The organism is Amycolatopsis sp. NPDC004079 (assembly GCF_040610415.1).
GTDB classification, from domain to species: Bacteria; Actinomycetota; Actinomycetes; order Mycobacteriales; family Pseudonocardiaceae; genus Amycolatopsis; species Amycolatopsis halotolerans.
The window spans coordinates 1-22,190 of record NZ_JBEXMH010000028.1; the positions used below are offsets into that span (position 1 = coordinate 1).

The 22,190-nt window shown below is 68.8% G+C and carries 25 protein-coding genes and 1 pseudogene; 10 read left to right on the top strand and 16 right to left on the bottom strand.

The genetic code is table 11. The features are described 5' to 3' along the window. Positions 1-371: 371 nt before the first annotated feature. The gene (locus tag ABZX37_RS26345) at positions 372-947 is read right to left on the bottom strand and encodes a TetR family transcriptional regulator (protein ID WP_354743819.1); all 576 of its coding nucleotides are present in this window, start codon (positions 945-947) and stop codon (positions 372-374) included. 146 nt (positions 948-1,093) lie between these two features. Here ABZX37_RS26345 and ABZX37_RS26350 point away from each other — a divergent pair, with 146 nt between their 5' ends. Next, entirely contained in the window at positions 1,094-1,717 is a 624-nt protein-coding gene (locus ABZX37_RS26350) for a response regulator transcription factor (protein WP_354743821.1), read from the top strand. A gap of 5 nt (positions 1,718-1,722) precedes the next feature. Here the strand turns inward: ABZX37_RS26350 and ABZX37_RS26355 are convergent, their stop codons facing one another. The 5 genes from ABZX37_RS26355 to ABZX37_RS26375 all read right to left on the bottom strand — a co-directional run bounded on the left by ABZX37_RS26355 (position 1,723) and on the right by ABZX37_RS26375 (position 6,093). Beyond that, positions 1,723-2,361, bottom strand: a complete 639-nt coding sequence (locus tag ABZX37_RS26355) for a LuxR C-terminal-related transcriptional regulator (protein WP_354743823.1) — start codon at positions 2,359-2,361, stop codon at positions 1,723-1,725. Between the two features lie 276 nt (positions 2,362-2,637). After that, positions 2,638-3,849, bottom strand: coding sequence for an ABC transporter permease (locus tag ABZX37_RS26360; RefSeq protein WP_354743825.1), 1,212 nt, complete (start codon positions 3,847-3,849; stop codon positions 2,638-2,640). Then, entirely contained in the window at positions 3,846-4,544 is a 699-nt protein-coding gene (locus ABZX37_RS26365) for an ABC transporter ATP-binding protein (RefSeq protein WP_354743827.1), read from the bottom strand. Before ABZX37_RS26365 ends, ABZX37_RS26360 begins: the two co-directional genes overlap by 4 nt. Next, positions 4,541-5,590 carry a peptidoglycan-binding protein gene (locus tag ABZX37_RS26370; protein WP_354743829.1) on the bottom strand — a complete coding sequence of 350 codons (1,050 nt, stop codon included), beginning with the start codon at positions 5,588-5,590 and terminating at the stop codon, positions 4,541-4,543. The genes ABZX37_RS26365 and ABZX37_RS26370 overlap by 4 nt, the downstream gene beginning before the upstream one ends. Beyond that, the gene (locus tag ABZX37_RS26375; protein WP_354743831.1) at positions 5,587-6,093 is read right to left on the bottom strand and encodes a hypothetical protein; all 507 of its coding nucleotides are present in this window, start codon (positions 6,091-6,093) and stop codon (positions 5,587-5,589) included. Before ABZX37_RS26375 ends, ABZX37_RS26370 begins: the two co-directional genes overlap by 4 nt. Before the next feature lie 99 nt (positions 6,094-6,192). On the opposite strand from ABZX37_RS26375, the gene ABZX37_RS26380 reads away from it, so the two are divergent. The 4 genes from ABZX37_RS26380 to ABZX37_RS26395 all read left to right on the top strand — a co-directional run bounded on the left by ABZX37_RS26380 (position 6,193) and on the right by ABZX37_RS26395 (position 9,903). After that, on the top strand, positions 6,193-7,443 hold the full coding sequence (locus ABZX37_RS26380) for an ATP-binding protein (RefSeq protein WP_354743833.1): 1,251 nt from the start codon (positions 6,193-6,195) through the stop codon (positions 7,441-7,443). A 42-nt stretch (positions 7,444-7,485) separates the two neighbouring features. Then, positions 7,486-8,142: a response regulator transcription factor gene (locus ABZX37_RS26385; protein WP_354743835.1), complete on the top strand. Its 657-nt coding sequence runs from the start codon at positions 7,486-7,488 to the stop codon at positions 8,140-8,142. Between the two features lie 62 nt (positions 8,143-8,204). Beyond that, on the top strand, positions 8,205-8,720 hold the full coding sequence (locus tag ABZX37_RS26390) for a hypothetical protein (RefSeq protein ID WP_354743837.1): 516 nt from the start codon (positions 8,205-8,207) through the stop codon (positions 8,718-8,720). Positions 8,721-8,766: 46 nt separating this feature from the next. Continuing rightward, positions 8,767-9,903 carry a helix-turn-helix domain-containing protein gene (locus ABZX37_RS26395; protein ID WP_354743839.1) on the top strand — a complete coding sequence of 379 codons (1,137 nt, stop codon included), beginning with the start codon at positions 8,767-8,769 and terminating at the stop codon, positions 9,901-9,903. 41 nt (positions 9,904-9,944) lie between these two features. Here ABZX37_RS26395 and ABZX37_RS26400 read toward each other — a convergent pair whose 3' ends face one another. The 3 genes from ABZX37_RS26400 to ABZX37_RS26410 all read right to left on the bottom strand — a co-directional run bounded on the left by ABZX37_RS26400 (position 9,945) and on the right by ABZX37_RS26410 (position 12,508). Continuing rightward, the gene (locus ABZX37_RS26400; protein ID WP_354743841.1) at positions 9,945-10,430 is read right to left on the bottom strand and encodes a hypothetical protein; all 486 of its coding nucleotides are present in this window, start codon (positions 10,428-10,430) and stop codon (positions 9,945-9,947) included. Between the two features lie 117 nt (positions 10,431-10,547). Next, a complete protein-coding gene (locus tag ABZX37_RS26405; protein ID WP_354743843.1) occupies positions 10,548-12,122 on the bottom strand; it encodes a multicopper oxidase family protein in 1,575 nt (524 codons plus the stop codon). Next, positions 12,119-12,508: a hypothetical protein gene (locus tag ABZX37_RS26410; RefSeq protein WP_354743845.1), complete on the bottom strand. Its 390-nt coding sequence runs from the start codon at positions 12,506-12,508 to the stop codon at positions 12,119-12,121. Before ABZX37_RS26410 ends, ABZX37_RS26405 begins: the two co-directional genes overlap by 4 nt. A gap of 107 nt (positions 12,509-12,615) precedes the next feature. Here ABZX37_RS26410 and ABZX37_RS26415 point away from each other — a divergent pair, with 107 nt between their 5' ends. After that, positions 12,616-13,491 carry a LysR family transcriptional regulator gene (locus ABZX37_RS26415; RefSeq protein WP_354743847.1) on the top strand — a complete coding sequence of 292 codons (876 nt, stop codon included), beginning with the start codon at positions 12,616-12,618 and terminating at the stop codon, positions 13,489-13,491. A 28-nt stretch (positions 13,492-13,519) separates the two neighbouring features. Here the strand turns inward: ABZX37_RS26415 and ABZX37_RS26420 are convergent. Next, positions 13,520-13,639: pseudogene (locus tag ABZX37_RS26420) on the bottom strand (NAD(P)H-dependent oxidoreductase); the annotation flags it as partial. Positions 13,640-13,925: 286 nt separating this feature from the next. Here ABZX37_RS26420 and ABZX37_RS26425 point away from each other — a divergent pair. Next, the gene (locus ABZX37_RS26425; RefSeq protein WP_344271281.1) at positions 13,926-14,861 is read left to right on the top strand and encodes a helix-turn-helix transcriptional regulator; all 936 of its coding nucleotides are present in this window, start codon (positions 13,926-13,928) and stop codon (positions 14,859-14,861) included. Here ABZX37_RS26425 and ABZX37_RS26430 read toward each other — a convergent pair. From ABZX37_RS26430 to ABZX37_RS26440, 3 genes are all read right to left on the bottom strand, one after another. Next, the gene (locus tag ABZX37_RS26430; protein ID WP_354743849.1) at positions 14,848-15,630 is read right to left on the bottom strand and encodes a hypothetical protein; all 783 of its coding nucleotides are present in this window, start codon (positions 15,628-15,630) and stop codon (positions 14,848-14,850) included. The two genes, ABZX37_RS26425 and ABZX37_RS26430, sit on opposite strands and share 14 nt — an antisense overlap. Before the next feature lie 9 nt (positions 15,631-15,639). Further along, positions 15,640-16,323, bottom strand: coding sequence for a papain-like cysteine protease family protein (locus ABZX37_RS26435; protein ID WP_354743851.1), 684 nt, complete (start codon positions 16,321-16,323; stop codon positions 15,640-15,642). A 252-nt stretch (positions 16,324-16,575) separates the two neighbouring features. Further along, positions 16,576-17,169: a TetR family transcriptional regulator C-terminal domain-containing protein gene (locus ABZX37_RS26440; RefSeq protein WP_354743853.1), complete on the bottom strand. Its 594-nt coding sequence runs from the start codon at positions 17,167-17,169 to the stop codon at positions 16,576-16,578. 89 nt (positions 17,170-17,258) lie between these two features. On the opposite strand from ABZX37_RS26440, the gene ABZX37_RS26445 reads away from it, so the two are divergent. Further along, positions 17,259-17,765, top strand: coding sequence for a DUF1453 domain-containing protein (locus ABZX37_RS26445; protein WP_354743855.1), 507 nt, complete (start codon positions 17,259-17,261; stop codon positions 17,763-17,765). A 4-nt stretch (positions 17,766-17,769) separates the two neighbouring features. On the opposite strand, the gene ABZX37_RS26450 is transcribed toward ABZX37_RS26445, so the two are convergent. Further along, on the bottom strand, positions 17,770-18,663 hold the full coding sequence (locus ABZX37_RS26450; RefSeq protein ID WP_354743857.1) for a hypothetical protein: 894 nt from the start codon (positions 18,661-18,663) through the stop codon (positions 17,770-17,772). A 60-nt stretch (positions 18,664-18,723) separates the two neighbouring features. Next, entirely contained in the window at positions 18,724-19,932 is a 1,209-nt protein-coding gene (locus tag ABZX37_RS26455) for a cytochrome P450 (RefSeq protein WP_354743859.1), read from the bottom strand. 93 nt (positions 19,933-20,025) lie between these two features. Between ABZX37_RS26455 and ABZX37_RS26460 the strand changes: the two genes are divergently transcribed. Next, a complete protein-coding gene (locus ABZX37_RS26460; RefSeq protein ID WP_354743861.1) occupies positions 20,026-20,823 on the top strand; it encodes a thymidylate synthase in 798 nt (265 codons plus the stop codon). Then, entirely contained in the window at positions 20,823-21,287 is a 465-nt protein-coding gene (locus ABZX37_RS26465) for a dihydrofolate reductase (protein WP_354743863.1), read from the top strand. The genes ABZX37_RS26460 and ABZX37_RS26465 overlap by 1 nt, the downstream gene beginning before the upstream one ends. Here ABZX37_RS26465 and ABZX37_RS26470 read toward each other — a convergent pair. Then, positions 21,284-22,186 carry an LD-carboxypeptidase gene (locus tag ABZX37_RS26470; RefSeq protein WP_354743865.1) on the bottom strand — a complete coding sequence of 301 codons (903 nt, stop codon included), beginning with the start codon at positions 22,184-22,186 and terminating at the stop codon, positions 21,284-21,286. The genes ABZX37_RS26465 and ABZX37_RS26470 overlap by 4 nt on opposite strands. Between the last annotated feature and the right edge of the window lie 4 nt (positions 22,187-22,190).

The following is a 22,190-nucleotide window of genomic DNA, read 5'->3' on the forward strand; positions in this document are numbered from 1 at the left end:
CGCGGGGGGGGGGGGGGGGGTGTTCGTTTTCGGTATCGTTGTGTAATTTTCATACCCTCAAGGAGCCCTTCACGGACGGTTGCGGGAGCTGCGCGGCATGGCGAGGGTCGGCCGGTGCTTCGCATCGCTGCGGCTGCCAGCGGGCCCAGGCCGCACACCGCCGCGCGGCCCTGCCGAGAAACCTCGTTAGCGCGGGGTTCTTGCGCCGCGCGGCTGGCCGGGTGCGTGATGCGGAGGTCCGTGAGGGGAACCCTGGGGGACTCTGATTCCCGCAGGGTTCCCCTCACGGACTTTCGCAGGGGTGGAGCCAATGTGGCGTTGGGGCGGGAGGAAGCGGGTCGTGGCGGCGGTGTTCCGGAGGGGGAACGAGGTCAAGGTCGGTCGACGTACTGCTGCACCGCAGGAGCGATCAACGCGAGAACGTCCTCGTGGCTGGCCCCGGCGAGCGGATCGACCTGGATGACGTAACGGACCATCGCGAGCCCGACCAGTTGCGCGGCAATGCCGGTGACCCGCAGCGGCGGGATGTCGAGGGCATCGGCGATTTTGTCGAGCAGCGCACCCTGGATGAAGCCGCGCAGCATGTCCGCGGCCTGTTCGGTGGTGGAGACCGACCGCAGCACGCCGAAGAACGCGTCGCGCGAGGCCGGGGTTTCCCAGAGGGTCAGGAACAGCCGCACGAGGCGTTCGCCGACCTCGGAGCGCGGGCCGTCGAGGATCGCGGCGACCACGACGCCGGGGTCGGCCGGGAGGTGCAGCGCGGTCGCGAAAACCTGGTCCTTGCTGCCGAAGAAATGGTGTACGAGCGCGGGATTCACACCCGCCTCGGCGGCGATCGCGCGGATCGTCGCGCCCTCGTACCCGTTCCGGCCGAACAGGTCCCGCGCGGCGGCCAGAATGGCCTCCCGCGTTTCGGTCTGCCCGGGGCGGCGTCCCGTCCGTGCCATCGGCGTCCTTTCGTCCTCACCAGTATCGCGGGACCATGGGCGGTACAGCTGGCTGTACCTGATCTTTACCCCGCGCGGGATCGCCGGTCGTCCCGCCGGGGCCCTAAATTCGGCAATCCGGGAGGACCGGCGGCAGGGGGAGTGGGATGAACGGGGCGGCGGTGCACGAGGAAGCGGTCCGGGTGCTGATTCAAGCTTCGGATCCGCTTACGGACACGGGGATCCGGAGCTGGCTGCAGGCGAGACCCGAGTTTTCCGTGGTCGCCGACGAGGTGGACGTGATCATCGTCGCGGCCGAGCTGCTGTCGGTGGAGGCGACGTCCGCGTTGCGCGGGCTGAAGGCCACTGTGGACGCTCCGGTGGTTCTCCTCGTCGACGAGGAGACCGCGGGCGCGGCGGTGCTGACGGCGGTGGAGTGCAACGTGGTCGCCCTGCTGAACCGCGAGCGCACGTCGAGCGAGCAGTTGGCCGCCGCGGTGCTGACCGCTTCTCGCGGCGGCGGAATCCTGCCCCCGGCGGCGCTGGGGACGCTGCTCAGCCACTACCGCCGTCCGATGGATCCGCGTCCGACGCACAGTTCCGGTTTGACGCAGCGGGAAATCGACGTGCTGCGCCTGCTGGCCGACGGCCTCGACACCGCCGAAACCGCGGAGAAAATCAACTTCTCCGAGCGCGCGGTGAAGAAGGTGATCCATGACCTGTCGCAGCGGCTGGATCTGCGCAACCGGACGCACGCGGTCGCCTACGCACTCCGCAACGGCGCGATCTGAGACGTTCAGATGATGCCGGTTCGCAGCGCGTACGCGACCGCGTGCGAACGGTTCCGCAGATCGAACCGCACCAGCAGGGTGCTGATGATGTTCTTGATCGTCCGCTCCGAGTACGACATCCGGTCGGCGATTTCGACCGTGCCGAAGCCGTCGGCGAGCAGGCCGAGGATCTCCACCTCGCGGCTCTGCAGCCGGTGCCGGTCGAGGAAGCCTCGCGGATAGCGCGCCTCGCCCTCGCTGGCGCGGAACTCGTTCGTCAGCCTGGTCGCGCGGACTTCCTCCGGTTCGGCCGCCGGCACCCGGGCGGCCAGCGCGTCGAGGATCTTCTCGCGCGTCGCGGAACCGCGGTACAGCACCGCGGACAGGCCGAAGCCGCCGAGCCTGCTCAGTTCGGCCTTGTCGATCCGGTCCGCGACCAGCACCGCGCGCACGTCCGGCGCGAGCGCCGCCCGGCGGATCCGCGCCAGGTCGAGCAGGGTTTTCTCGCGGACCTCCGGCACGATCACGAGCAGGACGTCCGCGCGCGGGACCTCGCCGGCGGCCATCACGGCGTAGCGGGGCGCGGCGCGCAGGTAGGCGGCGGCACCCTCGCCGCTGATCGGGTCGTTGGCGATGATCGCCACTCGTTCGGGCAATGCGCTCATGTCAGCTCACAGACCAGTCGTTCCCGGCGACAGCGCCGTGTCCTTCGCGTCCGCCTCGGCCGAGGATCCGCGATTCGGCGCGCGGGTTCGATCCCCCGCACTGCCGAGCCGCGGTAGTGCCTGCGGTACCTCGGCAGGCCGGAGTTGATTAGGAACTCAATTGAACGTTAGTACTTGTAACCGTAGTTGCACCATAGCACTAGACGGGAGTCCAGTGTTTATATTTGCCCGCACGACCGGGTGGCGTTCACGCGGCCGTGCGGGCTACCCGAGAACTCAAGCGAGGGCCTGGGCCGGAGGAAGCCGCGCGGCCCGCATCGCCGGATACGCCCCGGCGATCGCGCCGACCGCGGCCGAGACCGCCACCCCGCCGACGAGCGCGACCGGCGGCAGCACCGCGGGCCAGCCCTGGCTGAGCGCGTAGCCCGCCGTCGCGCCGACCCCGAGCACCACCCCGACGAGCCCGCCCAATCCGGACAGCAGTACCGATTCGGCGAGGAACTGCCCGCGGATCTGGCCCCTGGTCGCGCCGAGCGCGCGGCGCAGCCCGATCTCGCGCCGGCGTTCCAGCACCGAGATCACCATCGTGTTCGCCACGCCGACGCCGCCGACCAGCAGTGCCACCCCGCCGAGGCCGAGGAACAGCGCGCCGTAGGTGTTCTTCGTCAACTGCTGCGCGGCGAGCGCGTCGGACGGCCGATCGACCGCCACCTCGTTCGGCGCGGCCGGGTTGATCGTCGCGGCGAGCACCGAACGCACCGCGTTGACCTGGGATTCCCTCGCGCGCAGGTACACCGTGCTGGGGTGGCCGTCGAAGCCGAAGACCCGGGTGGCGACGTCCCAGCCGATCAGCACCGAACGCTCGACCTCCGGCGCGAGCGGCATCGGGGCGAGAATCCCGACGACGCTGAACCACGACGAGCCGATCAGGATCTGCGGCGGCCGGGCGGGGTCGAGGCGGTCGATCCCCAGCCGTGACGCCGCTTCCGAGCCGAGCACGACGGCCGGGAAGCGTTGGTTCGCCGGGCTGAGGAACGTCCCCGTCCGGACCTTCCCGCCGAGCACCGGCAGCAGATCCGGCCGCGCGGCGAACACCGAGACGCCCGCCGAATCGTCCTTGCCGACGCGGTCGTTGCGGTACACCTTGGCGTTGACCTTGCCGACCTCCACCGCTCCCTCGACCGGCGCGATCCGCCGCACCATCGGTACCGCTGAGTCCGGGAGCTTCGCCGAGCCGCCCATGAGCGTCTGACCGGCTTCGGCGCGGAGCAGGTTAGTGCCCATCGCGGCGAGTTTGTTTTGCAGTGCTTGGTCTGCCGACGCCGGGATGGCGAGTACCGCGACCATCGCCGCGACGCCGATGGCGATGCCGAGCGCGGACAGCATCGCGCGCAGCGGTCGGGTGCGCATGCCATGCGCGCCAAGGGAAAGCAGGTCGGCGGGACCGAGCCGGTTCGGGCTGGGCGGTGCTGGCGCTGGCGCGATCATTGCGCTGCTCCCGCGAGATCGGCGGCACCGGTGTCGAGGCGCAGTTCTCCGTCGAGGATTTCGATCCGGCGGGGCATTCCGGCCGCGATCTCCCGGTCGTGCGTGATGAGCACGATCGTGGTGCCCGCGGCGTTGAGCTCCGCGAGCAGGGACAGCACTGCCGCGCCGTTGCCGGTGTCGAGGTTCCCGGTGGGTTCGTCGGCGAGCAGGATCGGCGGCGTGTTCACGACCGCCCGCGCGATCGCGACCCGCTGGCGTTCGCCGCCGGACAGTTCGCCCGGCAGGTGCCCGGCGCGATGACCGAGCCCGACCTGGTCGAGTGCCTCCAATGCTCGCGCGCGCCGTTTCCGCTTCGGGACTCCGCTGTACAGCAGGCCGCTGCACACGTTGCCCACCGCGGTTTCGCCGTCGTCGAGGAAGAACTGCTGGAAGACGAACCCGATCCACCGCGAACGCAGCGCGGCGAGTTTGCGATCGGACAGCTGCGCGACGTCGTGCCCGCGGATTTCGATCCGGCCTTCGGTCGGCCGGTCGAGCGTGCCCATCAGTTGCAGCAGCGTGGATTTGCCCGAGCCGGACGGCCCGACGATCGCGACCATCTCGCCGTCCGAAAAGGACAGTGAGACATTCCGCAGCGCGGGCACGTTCCCGCCGTAGGTGCGCGACACCCGATACGCGGCCAGCACGGGGATCATGACGTGGTCACCACCTTTTGACCCGCGTGCAGACCGGCGGCCTTGACCTCGACCTGGCCGCCAGAGAACAGCCCGGTCTCGACGCCGACCAGCCGTCGCTTGCCCTGCTCGTCGACCTCGACCGCGTAGCCGCCCTCGGCGAGCGCGACCAGCGCGCCGACCGGGACCACCAGCACGTCCCGGTGGACCTGCTTGGTGAACCGCACGGAGACCGGAACGTCGATGACGTCGCCGGTGGCGGCCGGGTCGTCCATCCGGATCTGGACGGTGACCTTCGCCTTGCCGTTCTCTTTGTCCTCCGCGGCGGTGTTGCCGACGTCGGTGATGGTGCCGGTCAGCGTGCGGCCGTTGAGCGAGACCGACACCTTCGCGTCCTTGACCGCGACGCTCTGCTTGGTCGCGTCCAGTTCGGCTTCCACGACGCGTGCCGTGCCGGTGTACTTGAAGATCTCGCCCGCGCCCGGCCCGCCGAGTTGCCCGGTCACCGCCGACACCCGGATCTCGCCGGGGGCCAGCAGGACGTCGGCGGGATCGAAGGACCCGGTCTGTTCCAGGCCGAGAGATTTCTGCCAGCGTTTGAGCGCTGCTGCGGTCGCCGAGGTGAACTTCTCGTCGGGCGTGCCGAAACCGCTGTACCCCAACGCTTTCAGGTTCTCTTCAAGTTCCTTGACGTCCGGGCCTTTGTCCACGCCGTCGTTCAGCACGCGATAGAACGGCAGGTTTCCGTAAAACAGCGGCACCGGCTTGGCGTCCACTGTGTACGCCGACTTGCCGCGGCCGAGTACGTCGCCGCGAGAGGGCAGCCACGTTATTGTGCCGGTCTTTTTGCCGCTCAGCGTGGATTCCTTGCCGTAGCCGAGCTTTCCGGTCGCGTTCTCCTCTTCCTTCAAGTCCGATTTGGTCACTTCGGCGGTCGCCACCGGTTTCGCCGCCGCGGGCGGTTCGCCGCCGGAGGCGACATGCGTCAGCACTACCGCCGAGGTCGTGCCGACCACGACGACAGTCGCTCCCGCGGCGATGATCCAGCGTGCTCGTTTCCCGGTCACTTTCCGGCCATTCCCATTCCGCACGCCTTGAGCGCTTCCTCGAATTTGGTCCCGTCGTCCTTCATCGGCAGCGCCCGCGCGCCGCCTTCCGCGTCGGGGTCCGGCATGTCGACGCCGTGCTCGCGCATGCATTTGGCGTCCTTGCGCGCCTTGTCCATCTCCTCCGGGGTCAGCTTCTTCGGCACGCCGCCGCCCGGCAGCAGCTTCTTGCAGGCGTCGAGCGCCGCCGTGGTCTTGGGGTCGTTGGAGAAGTTGATGGTCGGGGCTTCGTTCTCGCCCGGGTCCGGCGTGTCGACGCCGTGTTCGCGCATGCATTTCGCGTAGTTGCGCATCGCGTCCCGATCAGCCGCGGGATCGGCTTTCCCGGCGGCGGCCCCCGGGTCCGAACTCGCCTTCGGGCTGGAGATCGACGGCACCTGCGGCGCGGTGTCCCCGGACGAACACCCGGTGAGCAGTGCCAGCGCCAGTCCGGCCCCGACGGCCGCCAGACGTGCTTTCCGCATCGGATTCTCCTTCGCTCGAGCGGGTGGTTCCCGCCGGTGGCCCAGTAGTACCGACGCGGCGATACAGGCCCGTTAAGCGATCTTGTTTATCCTCTCCTTATGCCCGGATCCGACAGACTTGTCGGCAGCGACGACCTGGGAGGATCCTTGGCCGAGAAGAACGCCGGCACCCGCCGGGGGCCGCTGCGGCTGTCCGTGCGGACCCGGCTCACCGCGCTGTACGGCGGGTTCTTCCTGCTGGCCGGAATCGTGCTGGTAGTGGTGACCTACGTTGTCGTCAGCAACGAACTGCCCGTGCCCGCGCAGTATCTCGGCGACGGGGTCTCGCTGAGGCTCGGCCAGGCGATGTCCGCCGATGCGCTCCCTGCTGACGCCACTTTCAGTGCGATCCCGGCGGATACCGCGTCGGCGGAGCGGGTGGCCACGGCCGTGCTCACCGATTACCGCAGCTCGACAATGTCCACTTTGGTCCTCGCCTCGGCGATCGCGCTGGTGGTGACGGCGGCGCTGGCGTTGCTGTTCGGCTGGTTCATGGCCGGACGCGCACTGCGGCCGCTGCACACCATCACCTCGACCGCGCGACGGCTCGAAGCCGGGAAGCTCGATCAGCGGATCAACCTCGACGGTCCACGCGACGAACTGAAGGAACTCGCTGACACCTTCGACAACATGCTGGACCGCCTCGCCGGTTCTTTCGACAGCCAGAAACGGTTTGTGGCCAACGCTTCGCACGAGTTGCGCACGCCGCTCGCGGTGCAGCGCACGCTGATCGAGGTCGCTTTGGAAAACCCCGAGGCCGGTCCGGTGCTGACCAAACTGGGTGCGCATTTGCTGCGGACCAACGAACGCAGCGAGCGGCTGATCGAGGGACTGCTGGTGCTCGCGCGCACCGACCGCGGCCTCAGCGCTCGGGCACCGGTGCGGCTGGACAAAGTGGTCCGTTCGGTCGTGAAGCTCACTGCCGCACAGGCGAAGGAGGCCGGCGTAACGGTGGAAACCCGGCTGCGCGCGCGGACGGTGATCGGCGATGCGGTGCTGCTCGAACGGTTGGTGCTGAATCTGGTGAGCAATGCGATCAGCTACAACGTTCCGGACGGGTGGGTGGCAGTGACGATTGGTGCGACGCCCGCGTTGAGCGTGCGCAACTCCGGGTCCAATGTGGACGCAACCGCCGTGCCGGGCTTGTTCGAACCGTTCCGGCGCGGGAAGCCGGATCGGACTGGCGCGGCGGATCACTCGGGGCTGGGGTTGTCGATCGTGCGTTCCGTCGCCCGCGCGCACGACGGGGACGTGTCGGCGCGAGCCAATCCGAACGGCGGCCTGACCGTCGACGTGCACCTGCCCGCCTGATCCTTATCTCCCCTTTATCGCCGTTCCGGGCATGATGATCGAATGCGGGTACTGATTGTCGAGGACGAGCCGCTCCTGGCGGATTCGATCGCCGAGGGGCTGCGGCGCCATTCGATCGCGGTGGATGTCTGCTACGACGGCGGCGAAGCGCTCGAACGGGTCGCCGTGCACGCCTACGACGTCGTCGTTCTGGACCGGGACCTGCCGACCGTCCACGGCGACCAGGTGTGCGCGGCGATCGTCGACGCGGGAGGCGAGACCCGGGTCCTCATGCTCACCTCCGCCGCCGACGTCACCGATCGCATCGACGGTCTGAACCTCGGCGCGGACGACTACCTGACCAAGCCGTTCGTATTCGCGGAGCTGGTCGCTCGGGTGCACGCGCTGGCTCGCCGCGCGCGCCCGGCGTTGCCGCCGGTGTTGAAGGCGGCTGGGCTGGTGCTGGATCTGCCCCGGCATCAGGCGTCCCGCGACGGCCGGTTCTTGCCGTTGTCTCCCAAGGAGTTCGCGGTCCTGGAGGTCCTGATGCGTGCGGACGGGACGGTGGTGAGTGCGGAACAGTTGCTCGAGAAGGCGTGGGACGAGCATGCCGATCCGTTCACGAACACAGTGCGGGTCACGGTGATGACGTTGCGGCGGAAGCTCGGGTTGCCGCCGGTGATCGAGACGGTCGCGGGGGCCGGGTACCGGCTGGCCTGATTCGGGACCGGTCCCGCCCGAGCTGGCCTAGCTTGACCGCCTCGGTGGCGGAGGAGGGTCTGGTGACGGAGCGGACTGGGCGGATACCGGCTGGGGTGCTGCTCGCGATCGGGTTCGCGGTGCTGCTGGCTGTGCGTGAGGCGGTGTTCCTGATCTGGCCCCTCGGCAGCGTGCCTTCCGTCTCCCCGGGCAGCCGATGGGACGCGGCCGACGCGCTGTCGCTGACCACGGGATTCGTGCCGACCGAAGACGGGACCCTGTCGATCAGCATGCTGGGCGGCCTGGTCAGCCAGGTTTTCTGCGGGGTCTGCTGCCTGGCCGGCGCGATGCTGCTGGCGTTGCGCAACCCGCTCGGCCGGACGTTCGTTCTTCTCGGCGCGGGCAGCAGGCTGGTGGTCGTCGTGGCCGCCTTCGTCGTCGCGTCCGTCCGGGTGGACGGCGGCCGGGTGCTCGACGCGTGGGGCGTGGACCCGATTCTCGTCTTGTTCTTCCTCCTCTTCCTGGACTGGCTGCTGCCGCTGCTGGCGTGCGCCTTCGCGACCGGCCGCCGCGTCAGGTTGTGGGTGTGGACCAAGTAGTTCAGCCGCTATGCTGGGCGCACCTCGCCGTCAGGAAACCGTCGCCATGCGTAGCGGAGAAACCCGGGCTGTTCTGGAACGGCTGCTGCCCCGCGTGCTGACAGGGGTGCGGAACGAACTGAACGCCACGATGGCCGGGCACGGTCCGGGGGCGCTCGCACTGATCCCGCGCTCGATCGAACTCATCCGGTTCGGCGCGGATCTCGCCTTCGATTGTGCGCGGTCGGACCAGATTGTCGATCCGGAAACCCTTTCCCCGTACGAAAAGTTCGGGCACGTCGTGGCCGACGGAGGGTTTTCCGCGGAGTCGCTGCGGCTCGGCGTCACCACCAGCTACACCGCCGCGATGCGGATCGCGCTCGCCGAAGCGTCGGTGACCGACCGGGCCACACTGATGCCGTTGGTGATGTGGTCGGCTCAGCTGGGTCCGCTGGCCGAGGCTGCCGAACTGGGTGCGTTCTTCGACTGGCATCAGCAACGAGCGGAAACCGGTCGCTACCGCGAACAGGTGATTCGCGGCCTGCTGAGCGGTTCGGCCGCCGGAGCGGGCTCGCGGGCTCCGGCATACCTGATCGCTTTAGTGTCGCCCGAGGATCCGCGCGGCGACCTCTCGGGCAAGCTGGACCGGCTTGAGCGAACACTGCTCGAAAGCGGCGCATTGGTGGTGGCGCGCAAGAATTTCGTCATCCTGCTGCATCCCTTGCCCGTGGTCGACGGGCCGGGGATCCGGGTGCCGGAACACTCGTCGGTCCCGGCTCTCGGCGCGCTCGGCCCCGGCGTCCAGGTGGTGGTGGCGAAGGGAAACACGAAGGAACTTCCCGCCGCCTTCCGGGAAGCGGTGACAGTCTGGCGGCTGGTGCGCAGCCGGGGTTATCCGGCCGGTTTCTACGACTTGTCGCATGTGCTGGCGGATCGGCTGGTTTCGGGCGATCCGGACCTCGCGACGCGGTTGTCCGGCACAGTCGCGCCGCTGACCGATTCGCCGGTGCTGGTGGACACCTTGCGCGGCTGGGTGCTCGGCAACGCCGACCGGCGGCGAGTGGCCGCTATGCTGCACATTCACCCCAACACTCTCGACCGCAGGCTCCGGCAGATCGAGCAGCGCACCGGGCTGTCAGTGAGCGGTTATCACGATCTGCATGTGCTGCATTTGGCGCTCGCCGCGCTGTCCGCGCGCCAGTGACGCCGAGTGCCGCGGCCGTCGGCACTCGACGCCCAACCCGGTCAGGGACGGAAGAACCCGCTGGCGTAATTGCACGTCACCTGCACCGAATTGTTCCGGGTGCAGTTTCCGCCCGCGGAGCTGGCGATGGTCACGATGCCGCCGGTGCGGTTGGCGATCGTGGCTGACGCCAGCACTTCCACCGGGATGCCCTTCGGGACCGACACGGACTTGTTGCCGGGCGAGGTGGTGAACAGCAGCTGGGTGAACGCGCTGGGATTGGTGCCGAAGGCCAGCGTGCTGAACCCGGTGACCAACCGGGAGGACAGGGAGATTTGCGCCGGAGCGGAACAAAAGACGCCGAGCGACCAGAACACGTTCGGCGGCGAACCGGGGAATTCGGAGAACTTCACCTGCAGCGGACCGGAATTGCACGTCACCGAATTCGCCGCCGGTTTTGGCGAGGCCGTCGCGGCGGTCTGGCCGGTCAGGGCCAGCACCGCGGACAGGCCGAGCGCAGCACCGGCCAGTCGGGCTGGGGAGCTCATTGCCGCACCTCCAGAATCGAAGAGGAAACCGTTGCGGCCAGCGTAGGAAGATTGCTGCGCGAGGTCACGGTGACGGGGACACCCAGCCGGAAAGGTTTGTGGTGACCGCGCCACCTCCTAGACGGTCTTGAACGTGGCCATCATCCCCATGTCCTCGTGCTCGGCGTTGTGGCAGTGGAACATGTACCGCCCGCGATAGCCGTCGAACCGGGCGATCACCTCGACCGCTTCGCCGGGCTGAAGGTCCACAGTGTCCTTGCGGCCTGCGTCGTGTGGGGCGGGATCCTTGCCGCCGCGGGAAAGCACCTGGAAGTGCACGAGGTGCAGGTGGATCGGATGGTGCAGATCCGCGACAAACCGCCAGATCTCGACGTCGCCGAGTTTCGGCTGCGCGGCGATCCGCGTCGGAGTGAAAGCTTCGCCGCCGATAGTCCAGCCGTGCCTGCCGTTGAACTGTCCACTTCGGAACGCGAACTCGCGCGTCACTGTCGCTTGTGCACGGTCAAGTCGCTCCACTTCGGACAGTCGCGCCGGGATTCGGCTGTCGTCCTTAGCTCGGCGGACCACGCGGAAGCGCATGACCTGCGCGGTAGTCCCGGTCCCGAGCCGGTTCACCAACGTGACCTCGGTACCGACCGGATAGGCACCGAAATCGACCACCGTGTCGTATCGTTCGGCAGGCGCGATCGGCAGGTGTTCGTGGCCGCGCGGGGCGTCGAGCAAGCCCTGATCCGAGCCGATTTGCGTGAACGCGGGTCCGCTCGGGGGCGGCGGGTCGAGCGCGAGGTCGTAGCGGCGGGCGTTGGAACCGTTGAGGAAGCGCAGCCGATACCGGGTCGCCGACACTTCCGCGACCGGCCACGGCGCGCCGTTCACCAGCAGCACGTCGCCGAGAACCCCTGCGGCATAAGCATCTTCGACGCCTGGTACAGCCCGCAAAGAAGGGTCGAGCGACGGATACCGCATCGATCCGTCTTCGGCGAACGCGCGGTCGGTGATCATCAGCGGGATTTCCCGCTCGCCGCGCGGCAGCGGCAGGGCGTCTTCCTCGGCGTCGCGCACGATGTGCAGTCCGGCGAGCCCGCGATACACCGCGGGGCCGGTGAAATCCATCCGATGGTCGTGATACCAGAGCATCGCGGCTTTTTGCCGCAACGGATACGTGTACTCGCGAGTGCCGGTGGTGACGACGGCGTCCGGATCGGCCATCCCCGAATGGCCGTGCCCGGCGCCGGCGAGGTACCGGCCGTCGGCGGGCAGGACGAGGTCGGTGGCGTATCCGTCGGACTCCGGCGGCGTGCGTCCGCCGTGCAGGTGCACGACCGTCGGGACCGGAAGTTCGTTGCGGTGCCGGACGATCGTGGTCCGGCCGCTGCGGGATTCGATCGTTGGTCCGGGGAAAGTGCCTTGATAGCCCCAGATCGGCGTGCGCAGTCCGGGCAGGATCTCCGCGGTGCCCGCCCGCTGGACGATCTCGTACCGGTCGGCACCACCGTCGCGGGATACCGGCTTCAGCACCGGCGGCAGCGGCAATGGCACCTGAAACGGTCGCGGCAGCGGCACTTCGCTGGTCAGCAGCTCGCCGGTAGCGGCAGCGGGCCGCAACAACCGCGGGGCGACGAACCCGGCAGTGAGCAGCGCACCGGCACCGCCCGCCAGTCCGAGAAACCGGCGTCGCGACATCCCGCTCATCGCCGCGCCCCGGTCCGCCAGATGCCGAACAGCGTTCCGAGCGCGATCGCGACCAGCGCGACGCCGAGCGGAATGTGCAGGTCAAGGGCACCGGCCAGGCCCGCGAAGTACTGCGCGGTCTCGCCGCCTGCCAGCAGCAGGCTCGCCCAGAACGGCCACTGGACGCCGCCGCGCCACCAGTACAGCGCGGCAGGCACGAGCTGCGCCAGCGCGATCGTCGACACGATGTTCGCGCCGAGTTCGTGCAGCGCCAGCATGCCGTAATCGCCGATCAGATACCGTCCGGCGAACACCGGCTGACCCAGGATCGCGACGGCGTGGAGCGTCGCGAAAACCCGCATCACCACCAGCAACGTCCGCCCGCGTGTGAGGGCCGTTTCGGCCACTGTTCCCCCTTGTGCGCGTGAATCTTCCCCCGGACAGACGCTAAGCTGAATTTCTCATGCCGTCCAAGACCAGATATGGCATATACTCATGACCTCGGAGCTATGAGATGGACCTGCTGCAACTGCGCTACTTCCAGGCGGTCGCCTACCGCGGCCACCTCAGCCAGGCGGCGGCCGAACTGCGCATCGCGCAGCCGTCGCTGAGCCGGGCGATCGCGCGGCTGGAAGCGGATCTCGGCGTGCCGCTGTTCGAACGCGCCGGGCGGGGCATACGGCTCAACCACTTCGGCACCACGTTCCTGCGCCGCGTCGACCGGGCCCTGCGCGAACTCGACGACGCCCGCCAGGAACTCGTCGACCTGGCCGGCCTGGACCACGGCCGGGTCGCCGTAGCGTCGGAAACTTTGCTGACGCTCACCGGCCTGATGAGCGCCTTCCGCGCGGAGTACCCCGGCATCGAGCTGCGGCTGTACCAATCCTCGGCGGAAACCATGGCGCAACAACTGTGCGCGGGCGAGGTCGATCTGTGCTTCGCCTCGCAGCCGCTGCGGCAACCCGGCCTCCAGACGCGGGAACTGCTGCGCGAGGAGGTGATTCTCTCCGTGCCCAGCGCGCACCGCCTCGCGCGGCGCAAACGGGTGCGGATGGCGGACCTCGCGAACGAGCCCATGGTGACCACCCGCCCCGGCTACTGGCCGCGCACCCTCGCCGACCGCCTCTTCGCCGAGGCCGGGTTGGAACCGAACTACTCCTGCGAGAGCGACGAACCCGGCGCGACCGGCCAGCTGATCGCGAGCGGGCTGGGGATCGGTTTGGTGCCGGAGGTGGCCCGACGAGCCGCCAAGGACGAGGCGGCCGTCGGGTTGGAGCTGGATGCTCCGGGTTGTTATCGGACGTTGACGGTGGTGCAGCGTGCGGACACGTATGTTTCCGCGGCGGCACAACGGTTAACGGAGTTCGCGACGGCTTACTTCACGGGCTGAGCTGTCGAGGGAAGGAACTGGACGGCCGCCGTAGCGCATGCTCCAGCACCAGTGCGTGGTTATCGCCACCGCCGGTCGCGGCCAGCAGGACGGGTTTGTCGACGAGCGCGTACTGGTCGACAAGATCGAAGAACTGCTTGAACATCCCGAACGCGAGCATGGCGGAGTACGGCGTGCTAGCCCTGTTGGCTGAAGCCGGTGACGCGGGCATGCGCGTGACGGACCTCGCGCAACCCCGCCTGATGTCCACCGGCGGGTTCACCTGGCTGACCGACCGGCTGGACGACGAGCAGCTGCGCCTTCTGGCGGACCCTCGAGGACGGCTGAGCCTCCCCAAGTCGGGGGAAATGTCCGATTCTCGACCATGGACGGTTGTTGCCCGGTCACGAACTGCTCATGCTGAACAGCTATTCGGCACGAGCAGGGGAAGCCAGATGCAGCAGCAGAGCTTGGCGGTCCGGTGGTCGTCGCGAACAGTCCGGTCCGGTCCGTTCCACCGCGCGTTGTCCGAGGCCGTCGACCGGCGCGGGCTGTCCCTTTCGCGGCTTCGCGCGCACCTTGCCGCGCACGGGGTTTCAGTCGCCGAGTCCACGCTGAGTTACTGGCAGCGCGGCCTGCGCAGTCCGTCCGCGCCGCGGTCGCTCGACGTCGTGCGCGCTCTGGAGTCGGTGCTGAACCTCCCGCCGGACAGCCTGGTCGTGCTGATCGGGCCGCACCGGACCGCCGACGCCGATCGCAGGCCGTCGCTGCCGGAACTCCAGCAGAGCTGGGCGGAAACGTTCGCGCTGCGCGACGAGCTGAGCGGGACGCCGGGCGTCGAGGAGAACGCGGACCTTGACGTCGCGACGGTCGTCGACGTGCTGACCCTCGGCGCGCAGGGCCGGACCGAGGAGATCACGTCGACCATGGTGGTGCGGGCCCGAAGATCCGGGCCGGACAGTTTCCTGGTCACGCACCAGGACGAGGAAGGCAGCGACGTCACCGCGACGGAGATCATCGCGGTCGACGGCTGCCGGGTCGGGCGGGTGCGGCGCAGCATGCGGTCGGCGGGGATGGTGTTCGAGGTCCTCTTCGACCGCGGCCTCGCCGAGGGGGAGACGCACACGTTCGGGTTCACGCTGCGTCCCTCCGCCTCGGTCCGGCCGGGGAGTTTCCACCGGGTCGTGCGCTCCCGCATGTCGGCGTACCTGCTGCGGCTGCGCTTCGACCCGGCCGCGCTGCCCGCGCGCTGCCTGCGGACCGTCCGGCCGAGAGAAGACCTGGAGCTGCTGGTCCGCGAGCCGCTGTTCTGCGGGCCGGGGAACACGGTCAGCGCCTACTTCGAGGAACTCGGCGTGGGCATCGCCGGGGTCGATCTCATTTGGGACTGATCCGGCGTTTCGTCCAGCGCCACAACAGGAACGCGCCTGCCGCCGCCACCGCGGAACCGAACACGATCAGCCCGACGGTCAGCGAACCGGCCGGTCCGGTGTCGCGCTGGAGGGTCTGCTTGAACCCGATGCCGCCGCCGCGCTGGTAGGCCGAACCGGGCAGTTTGTCGGCGTAGCGGGAGTGCACCTGCTGTTCGTAGTCGGCGATCGGCGTGAACTGGCCGACCGGCGACTGGGGAAGGCTGGCCTGCAGGAGCACGACGCCGTCGCGGCCGAGGTCGTACCAGCCGTTGATCTGCGGTTCGTTCAGCAGCACCGAATCCGGCCGCAGCCGGGCGCTGAGCGTCTCCTCGTCGTTGCCGGACAACACGTTCCCGACCGACCAGCCGGTCGGCGCGGAGCGGTCGGGCGCGGCGCGGAGGGTGGCTTTCGCGCCGGTGGCCGCGGTGGCCGTCACCGCGATCGACCGCAGCACGCCGGCCGGGGCGCCCGGCTTCGCCGCGACGAAATCGGGATTGAGCGTGTAGACCGGGATTCCCCGGTGCCCGACCGTGATCCGGCCGGGCTCGCCGTGGCCGACCTGCCGGAAGTTCGACGTGGCGAAACTGATCGCGCGCGCCGTTTCCGCGGCTTTGACCGCGGCCGCGACGTCCTGCTCCGACGGCGGCGCGACCCACGAGGCCCCGGCGGCCTCGGCGGGACCGGCGGACAGGAGCGCCGCGACCGCGATCGCCGCGCCGGCGGCGAACTTCCGGCAGATCTCACCCATGGCGGCTCGTCAGCCCTTCTTGATGTTGACGATGGTGTCGTTCCAGTTGAACTGGGCGTTGCTCTGGTACTGGGTGTAGTCCCAGGTCTGGTAACGCTCGTAGCTCGGCCACGGGTCGCCGACCATGATCGAGTTGTTCGTGTTGTCGTATCCGTAGATCACCTCGGCGTGCCCGCCGCCGGAGGTCCAGTAGATGCCGGTCAGGTTCAGGATTCCGGAGTTGACCTGGTTCTGGACCGAGTCGTAGCTGATCGGTCCGTTCGCGCTCTCCGCGGAGAACCCGGTGCCCTGGAAGCCCTGCACGATTTCCGAGATCTGGCCGCCTTCGTTCGGGCAGTACCCGGACTGGGTGCCCTTGCCCGCCGCGCAGAAATCGGCCTGCGAGGCGGTGCCGCCCTGGGACTGCTCGATGCTGGAGCCGTCCGCGGCCCAGCACCACTGGTCGTTTTCCTGCACCTGCTGGTTGTACGAGAGCTGCTTCGAAGCGGGCAGCGCGGCGCGGTTCAGGTGTGCGCCGAGCGGCTGGACTTCGACCACCTTGGTGTGCGTGGCGGTCTTGATGAGGCCGTTCGGCTGGCCCGCGTCGTTGGTCGACTGGGCCAGCGCGGTGCCCGGCAGCAGCGCCACGGCAAGCGCGGCTGCCCCGGTCGCCACCGTAATCCGGACAGTCCGCCGGGTGGGTCGGTAATCCATCGAATCTCCTTGTGCCAGACGGGGAAGGGAGCTTGCCGGGGTGACCCGGCCGAGCATCACTGTGTTCTCGCCCACTCCCGCAGAGCAACGGCTCCGGCACGCCGTGTGAGTGTTCACATCCGGTTCCGCGGGGAAACGACTGGCACCGCCGCGGTTTCGCTCATCGCGGCGACAGGTAATTCGCAATATTCACAGCGCGTTCACAACCGATGAATCGCGCCGGTGGGACTTTGGTCCACAAGGGACCCGGGGTTACGGCAGGCTGCGCCGCAGTGCGTCCCGGAGCAATTCCGGGGGCGTCGATTCCGGGTACAGCACCGCTTGCATGGTCAGTCCGTCGAGCAACGCGGAAAGCCGGACCGCCTCGACGGTCAGGTCCAGTTCCTCGGAAAGCCTGCCGAGCGCGACGGCTTCGCGCAGGATCCGGGTGATCAGGTCGCGCAGGTACTGGTGCTGGGCGTCGGCACTTGCGCGGAACGCTGGCCGGGTGCGGGCGGCGACGGTGAATGCCAGCCACGCGACGGCCTCGTCCCGGCGGTCGTCGTCGAGCGGGAGGAATTCGGCGAGCAGGTCTTCGACCAGTGTCCGGCGATCGGTGTCTGCTGCGAGGAGCCGGTCCGCGCGGACCGCGACGCGCTCGCCGATCCGGCGGCCGAGCTGGTCCATGGTGAAGATCATCATCGCCTCGTGATCGGCGAAGTAATGCCGGATCGACCCGATCGCGAGGCCCGCTTCCTTGGCCACGTTGCCGAGCGTCGCGGCCTCGACGCCGCCGCGGCGGACCACCCGGACCACGGCTTCGCTGACGGCCGTCCGCCGGTCTTCCGGCACCACGATCTTCGGCATGGTTGCGTTTATAGCACGGCGGTGCCACGATGGATTTAGCATGAGCGTGCCAAAAAGGCCGCTGCGTTGTCTGGGGCAGGGGGTCCGCGATGAGCGGGTGGGTGCTCGTGAGCTTGATCGTCGGCGTCGTGGTGATGCTGGTGTTCCGGATGCTCGGGGAGCCGTTGAACTGGCGCGACACGGTCGCGCCGCCGGTGGTGCTGATCGCGATCGGTGTCGCGGGGGTGGTCGGGTTCACGGGGCTGACCAGCACTGACGTGTGGTGGATCGTCGGCAGCTGCGTGGTCGGTCTCGCCTTCGGCGCGGCGCGCGGGGCGACGATCCGGCTGTACGCCAAGAAGGGCGAGTTGTGGCAGCGCTACCGCAAGTCGAGCCTCGCGCTGTTCGTGCTCGGCGTGGCCGTGTCGCTCGGATTCACTGTGCTGGCAGTGAAATTCGGCTTGCACGAACAGGCGAGGCCGTATCAGCTCGCGATCGGCGTCAGCTTCGCGGGCGAAGCTCTGGTGCTGATCCCGCGCGGGCTGCGGTCGGACGTGCCGTTCGCCAAGGACAAGGAACGGCCCTGGGACAAGTGGCTGCAGTCCCGGGTTCGCTGACGGCTCAGGACAATTCGGCCTGCCGCCGCCGCAGTTCGTCGATGACCTGGTCGAACACGGCGCGGTGGGCTTCGAGCCGGTCGAGAGTCAGGCTGATCGACTCCCTCGCCTGGCCGACCTCCTCAGCGGCGATCTCGACGTGGTCCGCCCGTATGGCGGTGGTCGTCCCGACGGTCAGCGGACGGTCGACGCGGGGGAGGAGGTGTCCTTGCGGTTCACGGTCGAGCCAGGCCGCCATGTCCCGCATCTCGTCCTCGAGCCGCACGGTCCACGACTGCCGCCGCCGCTCCTCCCGTCCTGGATCACGGCGTTCCCATCCCGCGACGACCATGTCCTCGATGGCGCCGGCCGCGGCGCGGCACGCGACTTCCAAGCGGGGCAACGGATCCAGGCCGACCGTCGAGATCTCCTCCAGGATCGGTTCGCCCGCAGTCCACACCCCGTCGACGGTGTGGGTTTCGGCGACGTCGTGCGCGGTGGCGAGCAGGGCGCTGATCGCCTCGCGCACCTTCGCCACGTCGGCCGGGTCCAGGTCTTCGTCGCCTAGGCGGTGCGGTGATCCGGTGCGCGGCGGGCGTTCCCCGGCCGGCCAGGAACGGTTCCCGCCGCGCCGCCGGTAGTGCTGCTGCATCGCCTGTTTGGACCGGTTGCCGTACTCCGCGCCCAGCTGTTCCCAGGTCCAGCCGCGGTCGAGGACCGATTCGATCAGCGTGACCTCGGCCCGGTCCAGGTCGCCGCGGACGTCCGGGACCAGGTGCAACGCGCCCGCCGCGTCCTCGGCGCTGAGCTCTTCGCCGGGCTGGCGTCCGGATCTCGCCGTGCGCACCAGTTCGTCGAGGAAGGGGTTTCTGCGTTGCCGGAAGTATCGGTCGGCCATTTCCCGCACGGAGTCTGCCATGGTTGTCAACGTAGACGTTGACGTGCGCACGCGTCAACTGATCTGTTGACGCGTGCGGTTTCACCAGGTCACGGGCAGCTCGTGGACGCCGTAGATGTTCATCCCGGTCCGCAGCGGAATCTCTTCCGGCGGGACCGCCAGCGCGAGCGTCGGGAAGCGGCGCAGCAGTCCGGCGAATCCGGCGCGCATTTCGATCCGGGCGAGCTGCTGGCCGAGGCACTGGTGCACGCCGTGGCCGAACGACAAATGCGTGCGCGCATTCCGCTCGACATCGAGGTCGTCGCCGTCGGGAAAATGCGAAGGATCGCGATTGGCGGCCGCCATCGAAATGAGCACGGTCGATCCCTTGCTGATCTTTTCGCCGCCGAGTTCGAGGTCTTCGACCGCGTACCGGAAGAGGACGTCGACCACCGTCAGATAGCGCAGCAGTTCCTCGACCGCGCCGGGGATCAGGTCCGGATCGTCGCGCAGAGCGGTCAGCTGCTCCGGGTTCTCCAGCAACGCGAAAGTGCCGAGCGCCAGCATGTTCGCCGTGGTCTCGTGCCCGGCGAGCAGCAGCAGGAACCCGATCCCGACGAGTTCCTCGATACTGAGATCCTCGTCGCGGGCCAGGTCGGAGAGGATGTCCGCGCCGGGTTCCGCGCGCTTGCTCACCGCGAGTTCGCCGAGGTACGACGAGATCGCCGTCCAAGCGGCCATCTTGTCGTCGACGCTCTGGTCCCGGAGCATGATCTGCGCGGAGTTCTTCTGGAACATTTCCCGATCCGAATACGGCACCCCGAGCATTTCGCAGATCACCAGCGACGGCACCGGAAGCGCGAATTCCTTGACCAGATCGACCGGCTTCGGGCAGTCCGCGAGGTGATCCAGTTGCTGTTCGGCGATTTCGGTGATGCGCTCCTCGAGCCGTTTCATCCGGTTGACGGTGAACGTTCCGGTCAGCTTCCTGCGCAGCCGGCCGTGGTCCGGCGGGTCCATCGTGATGAACAGGCCGGGCGTCTGCGGCGACGGTTCGAACTCTTCCTGCGCTTCCGGCATGCTCGGCGTTTCATACGGCACGTGCACCGGGCCGAGGTCCTGGCGCGAGCTGAACCGCGGGTCGGCGAGCGCCTGGCGGACCGCGTCGTAGCCGGTGACCAGCCAGCCGTCGTGCCCGTCCGGGAACTTCAGCGGGCTCACCGGCCGGGACTCCCGCAGCCGGGTGATGGCGGACGGCGGGGCGAACGGGCCTGCGTCGCGCTCGAGCGGCAGGCCGGGTGGGCGTGTCATCGGAAATCCCCCTCTGGGTGGTGGTGCGACCAGCGTCACCGCCGCGGCTGATATCCGGCTGACACGGCGCTGTCTCGACTACCATCCGCACCCATGCCGGACACGCAGTACGAAGACCTGCTTCAGCACGTGCTCGACACGGGAGCCCAGAAGGGGGATCGCACCGGTACGGGCACCCGGTCGATTTTCGGGCACCAGCTGCGCTACCGGCTGGCCGACGGATTCCCGCTGATCACCACGAAAAAAGTGCACTTCCGCTCGATCGCGTACGAACTGCTGTGGTTCCTGCGCGGCGACTCGAACGTGAACTGGCTGCGTGACCAGGGCGTCACGATCTGGGACGAATGGGCGGCCGAGGACGGCGACCTCGGCCCGGTGTACGGCGTCCAGTGGCGGTCCTGGCCGACGCCCGACGGCGGTCACGTCGACCAGATCAGCGACGTTCTCCGCACCCTGCGCGAGAACCCGGATTCGCGGCGGATCATCGTGTCGGCGTGGAATGTCGCGGACATCCCGCAGATGGCGCTCCCGCCGTGCCACGCGTTCTTCCAGTTCTACGTGGCCAACGGTGAGCTGTCCTGCCAGCTCTATCAGCGCAGCGCGGACTTGTTCCTCGGCGTCCCGTTCAACATCGCGAGCTACGCGCTCCTGACACACATGATCGCCGACCAGGTCGGCCTGCGCGTCGGCGACTTCGTCTGGACCGGGGGCGACTGCCACATCTACGACAACCACGTCGACCAGGTCCGCAAGCAGCTTTCCCGGGACGCGCGGCCGTTCCCGTCGCTGAGCCTGAAGCCGGCGGAGAGCCTGTTCGACTACCGATACGAGGACATCTCGCTGGAGGGCTACGACCCGCACCCCGGCATCAAGGCTCCGGTGGCCGTCTGATGATCGGACTCATCTGGGCACAGTCGGCGAACCGCGTCATCGGCCGTGACAACGCGTTGCCGTGGCACATCCCGGAGGACATGAAGCACTTCCGCACGGTGACCGCGGGCGCGACCGTGCTCATGGGACGGCGCACGTGGGAGTCGCTGCCGGAACGCTTCCGGCCGCTGCCGGGACGGCGCAACCTGGTGGTGTCCCGCACGCCGCAGGACGGCGCGGAGACGTTCCCCAGCCTGGAGCAAGCGTTTGCGGCCGCCGCCGACGAGGATTTGTGGGTGATGGGCGGCGCGCGGATTTACCAGGAGTCGCTGCCGTTCGCCGACCGGATCGAGGTGACCGAACTCCGCGAGTCCTTCGAGGGCGACGTCTACGCGCCGGAGATCGGCCGGGAGCCGGACACCGTCGGGGAATGGCAGGAGTCGAAGAACGGGCTGCACTACCGGCACCTGAGCTGGGGTCCCTAGCGGACCGTGGGCCCGACTGTCAGCGTGTCCGCGTCCAGCGTCGCGACCGGTCCGAGCGGCACTGACAGCGGGGCGGTGCCGTGGCCGACGTCGATGCCGCCGAGCACCGGGACGCCCAGCGCGCCGAGCCGGTCGCGCAGCACGTCGAGCACGGTCCAGCCGCGGTCGGCGTAGTCCTCGAACCCGGGGAACCGGCCGAGCGCGACCCCGCGCAAACCGCGCAGCGAACCGGACCGCATGAGGTGCGTCAGCTGCCGGTCGACCTGGCCCAGCCCGATCGCGCGCGGGGCTTCGAGGAACAGGATCGCGCCGTCGAGACTGGGCAGTCCGGCACCGATGAACCCGATGACCGTGCCGAGATGGCCGCCGACGAGGTTCCCGGTGGCCGTCCCGGGAAACGAGACCGCTGCGGTGAGCGAGTTCGGGTCCCGGTGCAGCGTCGTGGGTTCGGGCTCGAACAACAGCCGCCGGGTCGATTCGGCGGAGCGCGCGCCGGCGAGGAAGCCGTGGATCCCGGCGATCCGGCAGCGCCGCCACAACGCGAGATGCAGGTTGGTGATGTCGCTGAACCCCATGAGCGGCTTGGGATCCGCGCGCACGGCCGCGAAATCGATCCCGTCGGCGATCCGGTACGCCCCGGCTCCGCCGCGAGTGGCGATGACCGCGCGTACGCCGGGGTCGAGGTAGGCGTCGTTGAGGTCGGCTAACCGGTCCTCGTCGAGTCCCGCGAGGTAGCCGTGCCGGTCGAGGGCGTGTTTGCCGACTTCGACGGTCAGGCCCCAGTTTTCCAGCGCATGCACGGATTCCGCGAGCATTTCGTCAGTTGGCCAGCTCGCCGGGGAGACGAGCCGTACTCGGTCTCCGCGTTGGAGCCGGGGCGGCAGCACGACGTCGGTCACCTGA

Coding starts and splice junctions, on each gene's coding strand:
- ABZX37_RS26345 (WP_354743819.1), bottom strand. CDS start 947: ATGGCACGGACGGGACGCCGCCCCGGGCAGACCGAAACGCGGGAGGCC.
- ABZX37_RS26350 (WP_354743821.1), top strand. CDS start 1,094: ATGAACGGGGCGGCGGTGCACGAGGAAGCGGTCCGGGTGCTGATTCAA.
- ABZX37_RS26355 (WP_354743823.1), bottom strand. CDS start 2,361: ATGAGCGCATTGCCCGAACGAGTGGCGATCATCGCCAACGACCCGATC.
- ABZX37_RS26360 (WP_354743825.1), bottom strand. CDS start 3,849: ATGATCGCGCCAGCGCCAGCACCGCCCAGCCCGAACCGGCTCGGTCCC.
- ABZX37_RS26365 (WP_354743827.1), bottom strand. CDS start 4,544: ATGATCCCCGTGCTGGCCGCGTATCGGGTGTCGCGCACCTACGGCGGG.
- ABZX37_RS26375 (WP_354743831.1), bottom strand. CDS start 6,093: ATGCGGAAAGCACGTCTGGCGGCCGTCGGGGCCGGACTGGCGCTGGCA.
- ABZX37_RS26380 (WP_354743833.1), top strand. CDS start 6,193: ATGCCCGGATCCGACAGACTTGTCGGCAGCGACGACCTGGGAGGATCC.
- ABZX37_RS26385 (WP_354743835.1), top strand. CDS start 7,486: ATGCGGGTACTGATTGTCGAGGACGAGCCGCTCCTGGCGGATTCGATC.
- ABZX37_RS26395 (WP_354743839.1), top strand. CDS start 8,767: ATGCGTAGCGGAGAAACCCGGGCTGTTCTGGAACGGCTGCTGCCCCGC.
- ABZX37_RS26400 (WP_354743841.1), bottom strand. CDS start 10,430: ATGAGCTCCCCAGCCCGACTGGCCGGTGCTGCGCTCGGCCTGTCCGCG.
- ABZX37_RS26405 (WP_354743843.1), bottom strand. CDS start 12,122: ATGAGCGGGATGTCGCGACGCCGGTTTCTCGGACTGGCGGGCGGTGCC.
- ABZX37_RS26415 (WP_354743847.1), top strand. CDS start 12,616: ATGGACCTGCTGCAACTGCGCTACTTCCAGGCGGTCGCCTACCGCGGC.
- ABZX37_RS26425 (WP_344271281.1), top strand. CDS start 13,926: ATGCAGCAGCAGAGCTTGGCGGTCCGGTGGTCGTCGCGAACAGTCCGG.
- ABZX37_RS26430 (WP_354743849.1), bottom strand. CDS start 15,630: ATGGGTGAGATCTGCCGGAAGTTCGCCGCCGGCGCGGCGATCGCGGTC.
- ABZX37_RS26435 (WP_354743851.1), bottom strand. CDS start 16,323: ATGGATTACCGACCCACCCGGCGGACTGTCCGGATTACGGTGGCGACC.
- ABZX37_RS26440 (WP_354743853.1), bottom strand. CDS start 17,169: ATGCCGAAGATCGTGGTGCCGGAAGACCGGCGGACGGCCGTCAGCGAA.
- ABZX37_RS26445 (WP_354743855.1), top strand. CDS start 17,259: ATGAGCGGGTGGGTGCTCGTGAGCTTGATCGTCGGCGTCGTGGTGATG.
- ABZX37_RS26450 (WP_354743857.1), bottom strand. CDS start 18,663: ATGGCAGACTCCGTGCGGGAAATGGCCGACCGATACTTCCGGCAACGC.
- ABZX37_RS26455 (WP_354743859.1), bottom strand. CDS start 19,932: ATGACACGCCCACCCGGCCTGCCGCTCGAGCGCGACGCAGGCCCGTTC.
- ABZX37_RS26460 (WP_354743861.1), top strand. CDS start 20,026: ATGCCGGACACGCAGTACGAAGACCTGCTTCAGCACGTGCTCGACACG.
- ABZX37_RS26465 (WP_354743863.1), top strand. CDS start 20,823: ATGATCGGACTCATCTGGGCACAGTCGGCGAACCGCGTCATCGGCCGT.